This is a genomic window from Vogesella amnigena, assembly GCF_042648905.1.
Taxonomy (GTDB): domain Bacteria; phylum Pseudomonadota; class Gammaproteobacteria; order Burkholderiales; family Chromobacteriaceae; genus Vogesella; species Vogesella amnigena.
On sequence record NZ_JBHRYH010000015.1, the window covers coordinates 1 to 12,517 of the forward strand.

Sequence of the window (12,517 nt, forward strand, 5' to 3'; positions counted from 1 at the left end):
GACCAGGACGTTGATAGGTCGGGTGTGGAAGCGCTGTGAGGCGTGAAGCTAACCGATACTAATTGCTCGTGAGGCTTGACTCTATCATTTGAGGTGCTTTGCAGAAGTGCAGAGTGATCAAATGGGTGTTGCGAGATACAGAATTCTACCGGCCAAGCAGAGAGAGACTGCTTGGTAAAGGCTTCGACGATTTGTAAACAGTTTATGTCTGGTGGCCATAGCGAGGTGGTCCCACGCCTTCCCATTCCGAACAGGACCGTGAAACGCCTCAGCGCCGATGATAGTGCGGATACCCGTGTGAAAGTAGGACACCGCCAGACTCCCCCACAAGAAGCCCAGCTCAGACGAGCTGGGCTTTGTGCTTTGGGGCGGGCGGTAGCCAGCACACCAAGTGCATGCCTGCCTGACCGCATCCTGCGGCCAACCCTGCAAGCAAATAAAAAGCCCAGTTCCGTGACGAACTGGGCCTTGGTTCAAGTGCAAGGGTAGTACAGCATGCCAAACCTGTCCCCTTTGTTCCCCCGTGTGGCATGTTTTGCTGTTTTGCTTCCTATACCCTGCCTATATGAAGCACTCCTATTACTTGATCCCCTCTTTTTCATTTTGCTTTTCTGCTGCTGTTATGCAGCAGCACGAAGTGGGCTTAGTTAAGATCCCATCTGATGCTCAATGTGGCAATAAATTTTGATTTATAGTTCTGCTTGCTTACGCGGGTTGGTGCAATACCAAGCTCAATAGCTAGTTGCTTATGGGCAATATATAGAAAAGGTAAGCCAATGGTTTCATTGCGCCTGCCGGAAAGTCTGCCAGCCATTGCGCCGATGCCGAGTCGCCATGCTGGATTGTCCAGTTCCCAGTCCTGTCGCAGGCCCATGGTAAGCAGCCTGGCCTGCTCTCCGTAAGAGTCGCTGTAGCTACCGATGCGAGCAAATACCTTGCCAAAACTGTCTGTCTCCCTAGATAGCTCAATACCCAAGCCTGGGTTGAACTCTCGGTAGTCACAGCGATAGCGACTCTGATCGCACCCCATATGATGTGATGCACCGAAAAACAGTAGCGCGGTTTCTGCTTGTACTGGCATGGCAATGCCGATGCTGCCAAGTAGCAAAATTGTCGTTATCGTTGGGCGCATTGTTTTTGCCTTTGCAGTAGTTCACGTTTTGAATACTGCATTTATGGCGGCATGTTACATGGTGTGCAAGTAAAAAATTAAGTTAATTCCTATTTAATAATAATTAAAATGTAATCTGCTTTCCTGTTTAAATCGCAATGTAATCATGTGTTGCATTTTTTGCTAATTGATTCGTAGTGGTGCATGGTGTGCTTCCTAATTGCCTTTTATAAATTTAAAAATATAAATATTAGTGATGTTACTGTGATGTTATTTACCAGTATATCATTTATTTACTTACCTAAAATACATAGATATTGCTTTTGTCATATCGATAGTGATGTGTTGTAATTTTCATGCTTGAAGCTGGCGAAGTTGCTTCTATGCTGGATTGTCGTCTGATTTGTCTGTACGTAGTTTATATTTTGTATACAATAGTCAGATCGAGCTGTTGGAACAATGGAGAAGCTACTCATGCAATTTCAGGCCTTTGCGCGCGAACAGTCCGCGCTTCGTGACGCAATCACTTCAGCCTACCGTCGTGATGAACGCGATTGTGTTGCCACCATGATGGAGCAGGCGGCCATGCCGGAGGCGCAGGTAGCCTCGATCAAGGCACTGGCCAGCAAACTGGTGGCACAGGTGCGCAAGGAGCGCACCAAGTCCAGCGGTGTGGATGCCCTGATGCATGAGTTCACCCTGTCCAGCCAGGAAGGCATTGCGCTGATGTGCCTGGCCGAGGCGCTGTTGCGTATTCCGGACCGCGAAACTGCCGACAAGCTGATTCGCGACAAGATTTCCGGCGGTGACTGGAAGGCCCACCTGGGCAATAGCTCGTCGCTGTTCGTGAATGCAGCGGCCTGGGGCCTGCTGATTACCGGCAAGCTGGTTTCCTCGCATAGTGCCCAGGGCCTGTCCTCGGCGCTGACCCGCATGATCGCCAAGGGTGGCGAGCCGCTGATCCGCAAGGGTGTGGACCTGGCGATGCGCATGCTGGGCAAGCAGTTCGTGACCGGTGAAACCATCGAGGAAGCACTGGCCAATGGCCGCGAGCGCGAAGCCCGTGGCTACCGCTTCAGCTACGACATGCTGGGCGAGGCGGCGATGACCGAAGCCGATGCGCAGCGCTACCTGAATGACTACGTGATGGCTATTCACGCCATTGGCAAGGAAGCCAACGGTCGTGGCATCTTCAATGGCCCCGGTATCTCGGTGAAGCTGTCCGCCATTCACCCGCGTTACGCGCGTATGAAGCACGAGCGCATGATGAGCGAGCTGCTGCCGCGCCTGAAGCAACTGTTCCTGCTGGCCAAGCAGTACAACATCGGCTTGAACATCGATGCGGAGGAGACCGACCGCCTGGAAATCTCCATGGATCTGGTGGAAGCGCTGGCCAATGATCCGGATCTGGATGGTTTTGAAGGTATCGGTATCGTGGTGCAGGCCTACCAGAAACGCTGCCCGTACGTGATCGACTACCTGATCGACCTGGCCCGCCGTACCAAGCACCGCTTCATGGTGCGCCTGGTGAAGGGCGCCTACTGGGATGCTGAGATCAAGCGCGCCCAGGTGGATGGTCTGCCTGGCTACCCGGTTTACACCCGCAAGGTGTACACCGACGTGTCCTACATTGCCTGCGCCAAGCGCCTGTTGGCCGCACAGGATGCCATCTACCCGCAGTTTGCTTCCCACAACGCCTACACCCTGGCCGCGGTCTACCACCTGGCCGAGGGCAAGGACTACGAATTCCAGTGCCTGCACGGCATGGGCGAGACCCTGTACGACCAGGTAGTAGGCAAGGACAAGCTGGACAAGCCGTGCCGTATCTACGCACCGGTTGGCTCGCACGAAACGCTGCTGGCCTACCTGGTACGCCGCCTGCTGGAAAACGGTGCCAATTCCTCGTTCGTGAACCGCATCGTGGACGAGAGCGTATCCATTGAGGAACTGGTGGAAGACCCGGTGGCCGAGGCTGGTCGCCATGGCGGCCTGCCGCATAGCAAGATCGCGCTGCCGGTAGCGCTGTACGGCAACGAGCGCAAGAACTCCAAGGGTATCGATCTGGCCAACGAGCACGTGCTGCAGTCGCTGGAAAAAGCCCTGCAGGCATCCGAGGCCCAGCAATGGCAGGCCGTGCCGTTGCTGGCCGACAGTGATGTGCCAGTTTCCAGCCCGCAGCCGGTACGCAATCCGGCCAACCTGTCCGACATCGTCGGCCAGGTGCAGGAAGCCAGCCGCGAGGACGTGGAAGTGGCGCTGCAAGCCGCTGTGCGCGCCGCGCCGGTATGGGCCGCCACCGAGCCCGCCAAGCGTGCGCAGTGCCTGGACCGCATGGCCGATCTGATGGAAGAGCACATGCCGACCCTGATGTGCCTGGCGGTGCGCGAGGCCGGCAAGACCCTGAACAACGCCATTGCCGAAGTGCGCGAAGCGGTGGACTTCTGCCGCTACTACGCCGCCCACGTGCGTGCCGAATTCGATAACCAGCGCAACCCGGCGCTGGGGCCGGTGGTATGTATCAGCCCGTGGAACTTCCCGCTGGCGATCTTCATCGGTGAAGTCACCGCCTCCTTGGCCGCAGGCAACGTGGTGCTGGCCAAACCGGCCGAGCAGACCGCGCTGATCGCCGCCTACGCCATCCGTTTGCTGCATGAAGCCGGCGTGCCGCGTGACGTGCTGCAGTTCCTGCCGGGCCGCGGCGAAGTGGTGGGGGCTGCACTGACTACCGATGCGCGCATCAAGGGCGTGATCTTCACCGGCTCTACCGAAGTCGCGCAGATCATCAACCGCGCGCTGTCCGGCCGTGGTGAGGAAGTGCCGCTGATCGCCGAGACCGGCGGCCAGAACGCCATGATCGTCGACAGCTCGGCGCTGCCGGAGCAGGTGGTGACCGACGTACTGTCGTCCGCCTTCGATTCCGCCGGCCAGCGTTGCTCGGCACTGCGCGTGCTGTACCTGCAGACCGATATCGCCGACAAGGTGGTGACCATGATCAAGGGCGCCATGGACGAGCTGCGCGTGGGTAACCCGGCGCGCTTCGATACCGACATCGGCCCGGTGATCGACGCCGAGGCACAGGGCAACCTGCTGCGTCATATCGACGGTCTGAAGGGCCGCGCCCGCAGCATGTACCAGGCCAAGCTCAGCGATGAATGTGCCGGCGGCACCTTCGTGGCCCCGACGCTGTTCGAGATCGACAGCATCAAGCTGCTGGAGCGCGAGGTGTTCGGCCCGGTACTGCACGTGATCCGCTTTGAAGCCAGCCAGATCGACGCGGTGGTGGACGAGATCAACAGCACCGGCTATGGCCTGACCCACGGTATTCACAGCCGCATCGACGACACCATCGACAGCATCACCAGCAAGATCAAGGTGGGCAACATCTATGTGAACCGCAACATCGTTGGCGCGGTGGTGGGGGTGCAGCCGTTCGGCGGCGAAGGCAAGTCCGGTACCGGCCCGAAAGCCGGTGGCCCGTTCTACCTGTACCGTCTGACCCGTGGCAGCTGGGATGCCAAGCTGGATGCCAATCCGGAAGCGGTGGACTTCTCCGCGCTGGATCAACTGCAGGCCGTGCTGCCCAAGCTGAAACTGGATGATGGTGCCCGCAAGCATCTGCAGGAGGTGATTGCCGCGGCACGCAGCCATTCGCCGCTGAAGCATGCGGCCAACCTGCCGGGCCCCACCGGCGAACTCAATACCCTGCTGTTTGCGCCGCGTGGCCTGGTGGCCTGCTGGGCAGACAATCTGGAAGCACTGGTGATGCAGGTGGCGGCCGCGTTTGCCACCGGCAACCAGGTGCTGCTGCAGGACAACAGCGCCGCACAACAGTTGGCCGCACAGCTCAAGAGCGCGGTGCAAGTGGCCGACAAGGTAGAGGCAGCCGACGTGACCGCGCTGCTGTATGCCGGCCCGGATGCCGAACGCCTGCGCCAGACGCTGGCCCGTCGCGACGGTGCCCTGATTCCGCTGTTGCTGGTCGAGCAGGGTGGTTACAACCTGCACCGACTGGTAGTGGAGCGTGCCATTAGCGTGAATACCACGGCTGCTGGCGGTAATGCGAGTCTGATGAGCATCGGAGACTGATTGGACTTGCGCGGGGCGGGCGGCATTGAAATAATGCCGCCTGCCTTGTTGTAAACGTTCGCCAATCGACAAAATCCATTGGCACGAGCAAACCCTGACACACAAAGAGAAGAGAAACGACATGCGACTGAACAAACTGACCAGCGTATCCCTTGCTGTTGCTGCCGCCCTGGCTATCGTAGGTTGCAGCCAGAAAGACCAGGCTGCTACCGACGCCGCTTCCGCTCCGGCTGCAGAAGCCAGCGGCAACGTGGTGAAAATCGGCTTTGCCGCCCCGCTGACCGGCCCGCAGGCTCACTACGGCGAGGAATACAAGAACGGCGTGACCCTGGCAATCGAAGATGCCAACGCCGAGAAGCCGTCCATCGATGGCAAGCCGGTGACTTTCGAACTGGTAGCGGAAGATGACCAGGCTGACCCGAAGATCGCCACCCAGCTGGCTCAGAAGTTCGTCGACAACAAAGTGGCCGGTATCGTTGGCCACTTCAACTCCGGCACCTCCATCCCGGCTTCCAAGATCTACTCTGACGCCGGCATCCCGATGGTAGCCATGGCGACCTCCCCGGTGTTCACCACCCAGGGTTACAAGACCACCTTCCGTTCCATGACCTCCGACACCCAGCAGGGTTCGGTAATGGGCCAGTTCGTGGTGAACAAGCTGGGCGCCAAGAAGATCGTGATCGTTGACGACCGCACCGCTTACGGTCAGGGTCTGGCCGACGAATTCGAGAAGGCAGTGAAGGCAGCCGGTGGCGAAGTGGTGAAGCGTGAATTCACCAACGACAAGGCTACCGACTTTGCCGCCATCCTGACTTCCATCAAGGGCGTATCGCCGGACGTGGTGTTCTACGGTGGCGCCGATGCGCAGTCCGCTCCGATGGCCAAGCAGATGAAGCGCCTGGGTCTGAAGGCTCCGCTGGTATCCGGCGAAATGACCAAGACCCCGAACTTCCTGCAGCTGGCTGGCAAGGAAGCCGAAGGCACCATCGCCTCGCTGGCTGGCCTGCCGCTGGACAAGATGCCGAAGGGTGCTGATTACGCTACCCGTTACAAGGCCCGCTTCAACATGGACGTAGCTACCTACTCCCCGTACGGCTACGATGCTACCCGCGTGCTGATCGCCGCCATGAAGGAAGCCAACTCCGCCGAGCCGGCCAAGTACCTGCCGGTACTGGCCAAGATCCAGTACAAGGATGGCGTGACCTCTTCCAACTGGACCTACGACGAGAAGGGCGACCTGAAAGACGGTGGCATTACCGTGTACAAGGTACAGAACGGTCAGTGGACCGTGATGGAAACCGTTGGTGGTGGCGCCGCTCCGGCAGCTGCTGCTTCCGCGGCCCAGTAAGCCTCTCGACGCAAGTCAGCAAAGCCCGGCAGCAATGCCGGGCTTTTTGTTTGTGTGCAACGGATACCGCGTAACACCGCAGATACCGTTTGGGCGGTCATGCCGCAACAAAATTTGCGGCCAACGTTGTGAAGCGCCCAAACTGCCCCACGGGGAGCGCCGGCCAAAATGGTGTTCGCCAGGTTTTAAGACGGCAGCTGAGCCGTTTGACGTTAGCAAACGGCGAATTGCCGGCGCCTGGCGAATGCCTTTTTGGCCGGGGTTTCGCGGACCATAAGGGGCGAGCGGGGTCGCGAGGGGGCGGCGGCACGCCCCCTGGCCCGTCCGCCGGGCGGAACCGGCGACTTCAAACATCATCCGCGCAGCGGATACAAAACCTGACGCGGTAAACGTTGGGCTTCGCTGCGCAGGGCCGCAACCTACGTGGTGAATAGATGCCGTCTTGGAGGTCAAGCCGCTAAGTCGGTATTTACGGTTGCCCATGAAAAACGCCCGCATTTGCGGGCGTTGTCTTGTCTGCGGCCAGGGTTGGCCGCAGATGGGCATCAGCACTCCACGATGTTCACCGGCACCTCGATCACATTGATCGCCAGGCCGCCACGCGCGGTTTCCTTGTACTTGTTGCTCATGTCACGGCCAGTGTCGCGCATGGTCTTGATCACCCGGTCCAGCGACACAAAGTGCTGACCGTCGCCACGCAGTGCCATACGCGCGGCGTTGATGGCCTTGATCGCCGCCATGGCATTGCGCTCGATGCACGGCACCTGCACCAGGCCGCCCACCGGGTCGCAGGTCAGGCCCAGGTTGTGCTCCATGCCGATCTCGGCGGCGTTTTCCGCCTGTTCCGGCGTGCCGCCCAGCACTTCCGCCAGTGCGCCGGCGGCCATGGAACAGGCAGAGCCAACTTCGCCCTGGCAGCCGACTTCTGCACCGGAGATGGAGGCATTGAGTTTGAACAGGATGCCGATGGCGCCGGCGGTGAGCAGGAAGCGCACCACACCATCGTCGTTGGCGCCCGGTACAAAGCGCGCGTAGTAATGCAGCACTGCGGGGATGATGCCGGCGGCACCGTTGGTGGGGGCGGTTACCACGCGGCCACCGCCGGCGTTTTCCTCGTTCACCGCCAGTGCGTACAGGTTTACCCAGTCCATCACCGTCAGCGGGTCGCGCAGTGCGGCTTCCGGCGCATTGGTGAGCTTGCGGTACAGGTCGGCGGCGCGGCGTTTTACCTTCATGCCGCCGGGCAGGATGCCTTCGTGGCTGCAGCCGCGCTGCACGCAGCCCTGCATCACTTGCCAGATCTGCAGCAGACCGGCGCGCACCTCTCCCTCGCTGCGCCAGGCCAGCTCGTTCTCCAGCATGATCTGGCTGATGCTCTTGCCGTGGCGCTGACACAGCGCCAGCAGCTCGGCACCGGTCTTGAACGGGTGCTTCAGTTCGGTCACGCCCGGCGGCACAAAGCCGGCATCGATCGCTGCCTCGTCCACCACGAAGCCGCCGCCTACCGAGTAGTAGGCACGCTTGGACAGGCTGTTGCCGGCAGCGTCGAAGGCTTCGAAGATCATGCCGTTGGGGTGGTAGGGCAGGGCCTTGCGCTTGTACAGCAGCAGGTCTTCCGCTTCGTTGAAGGCGATGAGCTGCTGGCCGAGCAGGTTGATGGCCTTGTCGGTACGGATGGTGGCCAGTATCTGCGGCACGGCGTCGGTATCGACCAAGTCGGGTTGTTCGCCAGCCAGACCCAGCAGCACCGCGGTATCGGTGCCGTGCCCCTTGCCGGTGGCGCCCAGCGAACCGAACATTTCCGATTTCACGCGCGTGGTGGCGGCCAGCAAGCCGTCTTTTTCCAGGCGGGCAACAAACTGCCGCGCGGCGCGCATCGGGCCGACGGTGTGGGAGCTGGAGGGGCCGATGCCGATCTTGAACAGGTCGAAAACACTGATAGCCATGCTGCTTCTCTTGTCTGGTTGCGGCGCCGCCGTGGGTTGGCGGCGCCCGGTTTACAGGCGGTAAGCCCGTGTTATTGGACAATACGTTGCGGCCAGGGTTGGCCGCAACGTTCACTACTATTTAACGATAGACCGGATAGGCGGCGCACAGCTCCGCTACCTGGCGTTTTACACGCGCGCTCACTTCCGGATTCTCGATGTCGTCGAGGATGTCGCACACCCAGTGCGCCACCTGGCGCGCCTCGGTTTCCTTGAAGCCACGGCTGGTGATGGCCGGGGTGCCGATGCGGATGCCGCTGGTCACGAACGGGCTTTGCGGGTCGTTCGGCACCGCGTTCTTGTTCACGGTGATGTGAGCGGCGCCCAGCGCGGCGTCGGCAGCCTTGCCGGTAAGGCCCTTGTCGATCAGGCTCAGCAGGAACAGGTGGTCGTCGGTTTTGCCGGACACAATGCTGTAACCGCGCTCCTGGAACACCGCCACCATGGCGCGGGCGTTGGCCAGTACCTGCTTCTGGTAGTCGACGAATTCCGGCTGCAGCGCCTCCTGGAACGCTACGGCCTTGGCGGCGATCACGTGCATCAGCGGGCCGCCCTGAATGCCGGGGAATACCACCGAATTCAGCTTCTTCTCCAGCTCCAGGTTGGCCGCAGCCAGGATCAGGCCGCCACGCGGGCCGCGCAGGGTCTTGTGGGTGGTGGTGGTCACCACGTGGGCGTGCGGAATCGGGTTAGGGTACAGCCCGGCAGCCACCAGACCGGCCACGTGCGCCATGTCCACGAACAGGTAGGCGCCGATGCTGTCGGCGATCTCGCGCATGCGCTTCCAGTCCACGATCAGCGAGTAGGCGGAGAAGCCGGCCACGATCATCTTCGGCTGATATTCATTGGCCATGCGCTGCACTTCGTCGTAATCGATCTCGCCGGTTTCCGGATTCAGACCGTACTGCACTGCGTGATAGATCTTGCCGGAGAAGTTGACTTTGGCGCCGTGGGTGAGGTGACCGCCGTGGGCCAGGCTCATGCCAAGCACGGTGTCGTGCGGCTCCAGCAGCGCCATGTACACGGCGGCATTGGCCTGGCTGCCGGAGTGCGGCTGCACGTTGGCGTAGTCGGCGCCGAACAGCTGTTTGGCACGGTCGATGGCCAGCTGCTCCACCACGTCCACGTGCTCGCAGCCGCCGTAGTAGCGCTTGCCGGGGTAGCCCTCGGCGTATTTATTGGTGAGCTGGCTGCCCTGCGCCTGCATCACGCGCGGGCTGGTGTAGTTTTCGGAGGCAATCAGCTCGATGTGGTCCTGCTGGCGTTGGTCTTCGGCCTGCATGGCGGCCCACAGGGCGTCGTCGAAGCCGGCAATCTGCATGTCCTGGGTAAACATTGGGTATCTCCTTGGTCACCGGCGCTGGCGGCAAAAGGTTGGCCGCACCGCGCCTTGCAAAACGGGCGGTGACGGGCAGACGGTCTGCTGGGTGTGGCAGACAGATGGATGGGCGTCCGCCCGGTATCACCGGACGATGCCCCCTCTGTCCCTTTGCCTGAGAGATTGCGGCGCAGTGTGTACTGGCCATGCTGCCTTCGGCGAGGCCGCGCGGCTGCGGGCCTACTCTCCAGAGTGCCTGACCAGAGCAGTTCTTTTGCCTGAGAGTTTCTGGGGCGATTCCCCTTCGGCGCTGCCGCCAGGCGCAAGGCCCGGGCAGTCTCTCCTGCACTGGTGGCGGCCAACCTGTGAAATTGGCCGCGTGGCTTGGCGCAATCTAGAGAAGCCGGCGCGGGCTGTCAACGCATGTCGGACAGTATTCGATGTGCAGTTGCAGCAATTGCTGATCGGCTTGCCGCGGAATGCTTGCTGCCGAATCCACGGCCGTGCTCCTTGAGTGGTGCACAGCGAGCGGGCTAGCAAGGCTGGCATCTTGCCGGGAACGGCCATCGGGAACTTTCTTCAGCTTCTAGTGGAAATTTTTCCGGCTTAAACCTAACATATCGAAAATGTAAAATTGTTTTAAATCAAATGTCGTTAGCTTGTGCACGGTGGCGCAAGCAAAAGTACACGAAATTGATTTCTGACTATAAAAGGAACGAGGCCAGCCCTCGTTTGTAGCAAAACCCAACTCCATAATTCAATAAACAGGGGAAGAACCAATCATGTCTTTGCGCGCAAAACTGATGGCGTTTGTGCTGCTGGTCATCGCAGCCCTGGCCGTCGTCTTCTGTAGCGTGGCCTACTGGAAGATGAGCTCCACGCTGGAGAGCCAGATCGAAGGCCAGATCAAGATGGCGGCCGACAACAAGGTGAGCTTTGTCTCCGAGTGGGTGCAGGTGCGCCAGACCATCGTGGCATCGGTACTGCCGCGCTTTGGTACCGGTGAACTCAAGCCCATTCTCGACCAGGCACAGCAGGCCGGTAAGTTCGATGACATGTATGTTGGCCAGCCGGACAAGACCATGACCCAGTTCACCGGCGGTTCGCCGGTGCCGCCGGGCTACGACCCGACTGGCCGTCCGTGGTTCCTGGCGGCCAAGGATGCCAACGGCCCAATCGCTTCGCCGCCGTATATCGATGCCGCTACCAAGCGCCCGATCATCACTTTTGCCCAGGCGCGCAAGGATGGCGGTCAGCTGGTGGCCGTGGCCGGTGGTGACGTGACCCTGGCACGGGTGGTGGAGGAAGTGACTGCCGCCAAGCTGCCGGGCGATGGCTACGCCTTCCTGATTACTGCCGCTGGCGACGTGATTGCCCATCCGCAGAAGGATTCCGGTCTGAAGAAGATCAGCGACGTGATTCCGGGCTTTGACCTGAACGCGCTGAACAAGGATGGCCAGATCCAGTTTGCCGAGCTGGATGGCAGCAAGCAGATGGTGGCGCTGTTCCCGGTACCGAATACGACCTGGCTGCTGGGTGTGGCCGTGCCGCATGCGGCTGCCATGGCGCCGGTACGCCAGCTGCTGATGGTGATGGTAGGTCTGGCCGTGGCCGGCATGATCCTGGCTGGTATCTTCGCGTATGTCGGTGTGGCGCGCATGTTGTCCGGCCTGGGCACCCTGCACAAGGCAATGAAGGAAGTGGCCAGCGGCCATGGCGACCTTACCAAGACCCTGCCGGTGGGCAATCTGGATGAAGTGGGCAAGATTGCCGATGACTTCAACCAGTTTGTTGCCAAGCTGCGCGAGATGTTCATCACCGTGCGCGAGGAGTCCGACGCACTGGCGCGCGACGCCAGCGAGCTGAGCCGCGTGGCGGAAAAGATCGGCCAGGATTCCCGCGTGCAGTCCACCGAGCTGTCCGCTACCGCGGCCACCATCGAGGAAATCACCGTCAGCATCAACCACATTGCCGACCACGTGGGCGAAACCGAAGGCCTGGTGGCGCAGTCGCGCACCAACTCGGTGGAATCGCATCGCGCCATGGCCGAGGTGGAGCGCGAAGTACAGTCGATTCAGGATGCGGTGGCATCGCTGCATAACGTGATGGGCAGCCTGTCCGGCCAGTCCGAGCAGATCAAGGGCATCGTGGGCGTGATTCGCGACATCGCCGACCAGACCAACCTGCTGGCGCTGAATGCCGCCATCGAGGCCGCGCGTGCCGGCGAATCCGGTCGCGGTTTCGCCGTGGTGGCCGACGAAGTGCGCAAGCTGGCCGAGCGTACCGCTACCGCCACCGTGCAGATTGCCGAGATGATCGATACCGTGATCCGCCGTACCGGCGAGGCCATCGAACACGCCGACACCACCAACGAGAAGGTGGCATCTGGTGTAGCATTGTCGCGCCAGGCCGCCGACAAGGTGGAAGTGATCAAGACCAATGCCGAAGAGATTTCCTCGCGCATGGGGGAAATCACCTCCTCCACGGCAGAGCAGGGCGTGGCTACCAACGAGATGGCGCGCAGTGCCGAACGTGTGAACGTGATGGCGCAGCAGACCGATATCAGCCTGCAGGAAGCACTGGCCACCATCAACATGCTGGCACAGCGTGGCGATGAGCTGAAATCGCTGGTTGCACGCTTCAAGCTCTGATTCCCGCGTCACGCATTC

At 60.6% G+C, this 12,517-nt stretch carries 6 protein-coding genes, 2 rRNA genes and 2 riboswitches; of the genes, 5 read left to right on the top strand and 3 right to left on the bottom strand.

What is annotated here, in order from left to right; translation table 11 throughout:
• Both ACFOKJ_RS06910 and rrf read left to right on the top strand, forming a co-directional pair.
• Positions 1–83: ribosomal RNA gene (locus tag ACFOKJ_RS06910) — 23S ribosomal RNA — on the top strand; the annotation flags it as partial.
• Between the two features lie 124 nt (positions 84–207).
• A 5S ribosomal RNA gene (gene rrf / locus ACFOKJ_RS06915) occupies positions 208–320 on the top strand.
• A gap of 323 nt (positions 321–643) precedes the next feature.
• Here the strand turns inward: rrf and ACFOKJ_RS06920 are convergent.
• Positions 644–1,132: a hypothetical protein gene (locus ACFOKJ_RS06920; RefSeq protein ID WP_390277816.1), complete on the bottom strand. Its 489-nt coding sequence runs from the start codon at positions 1,130–1,132 to the stop codon at positions 644–646.
• A 453-nt stretch (positions 1,133–1,585) separates the two neighbouring features.
• Here ACFOKJ_RS06920 and putA point away from each other — a divergent pair, with 453 nt between their 5' ends.
• Complete coding sequence (gene putA, locus ACFOKJ_RS06925) at positions 1,586–5,197, top strand: trifunctional transcriptional regulator/proline dehydrogenase/L-glutamate gamma-semialdehyde dehydrogenase (RefSeq protein WP_390277818.1); 3,612 nt, start codon at positions 1,586–1,588, stop codon at positions 5,195–5,197.
• 121 nt (positions 5,198–5,318) lie between these two features.
• On the top strand, positions 5,319–6,545 hold the full coding sequence (locus ACFOKJ_RS06930; RefSeq protein WP_390277820.1) for a branched-chain amino acid ABC transporter substrate-binding protein: 1,227 nt from the start codon (positions 5,319–5,321) through the stop codon (positions 6,543–6,545).
• A 545-nt stretch (positions 6,546–7,090) separates the two neighbouring features.
• On the opposite strand, the gene ACFOKJ_RS06935 is transcribed toward ACFOKJ_RS06930, so the two are convergent.
• On the bottom strand, positions 7,091–8,491 hold the full coding sequence (locus tag ACFOKJ_RS06935) for an L-serine ammonia-lyase (protein WP_390277822.1): 1,401 nt from the start codon (positions 8,489–8,491) through the stop codon (positions 7,091–7,093).
• 121 nt (positions 8,492–8,612) lie between these two features.
• Entirely contained in the window at positions 8,613–9,866 is a 1,254-nt protein-coding gene (glyA, locus tag ACFOKJ_RS06940; protein ID WP_390277824.1) for a serine hydroxymethyltransferase, read from the bottom strand.
• A gap of 141 nt (positions 9,867–10,007) precedes the next feature.
• Positions 10,008–10,103, bottom strand: a riboswitch (glycine riboswitch).
• A 1-nt stretch (position 10,104) separates the two neighbouring features.
• Positions 10,105–10,204, bottom strand: a riboswitch (glycine riboswitch).
• Positions 10,205–10,630: 426 nt separating this feature from the next.
• Here glyA and ACFOKJ_RS06945 point away from each other — a divergent pair.
• Positions 10,631–12,499, top strand: a complete 1,869-nt coding sequence (locus ACFOKJ_RS06945) for a methyl-accepting chemotaxis protein (protein ID WP_390277826.1) — start codon at positions 10,631–10,633, stop codon at positions 12,497–12,499.
• Positions 12,500–12,517 lie beyond the last annotated feature (18 nt).

Bases quoted from the DNA above. Each gene is read 5' to 3' on its own strand.
- ACFOKJ_RS06920 (WP_390277816.1), bottom strand. From the start codon at position 1,132: ATGCGCCCAACGATAACGACAATTTTGCTACTTGGCAGCATCGGCATT.
- putA (WP_390277818.1), top strand. From the start codon at position 1,586: ATGCAATTTCAGGCCTTTGCGCGCGAACAGTCCGCGCTTCGTGACGCA.
- ACFOKJ_RS06930 (WP_390277820.1), top strand. From the start codon at position 5,319: ATGCGACTGAACAAACTGACCAGCGTATCCCTTGCTGTTGCTGCCGCC.
- ACFOKJ_RS06935 (WP_390277822.1), bottom strand. From the start codon at position 8,491: ATGGCTATCAGTGTTTTCGACCTGTTCAAGATCGGCATCGGCCCCTCC.
- glyA (WP_390277824.1), bottom strand. From the start codon at position 9,866: ATGTTTACCCAGGACATGCAGATTGCCGGCTTCGACGACGCCCTGTGG.
- ACFOKJ_RS06945 (WP_390277826.1), top strand. From the start codon at position 10,631: ATGTCTTTGCGCGCAAAACTGATGGCGTTTGTGCTGCTGGTCATCGCA.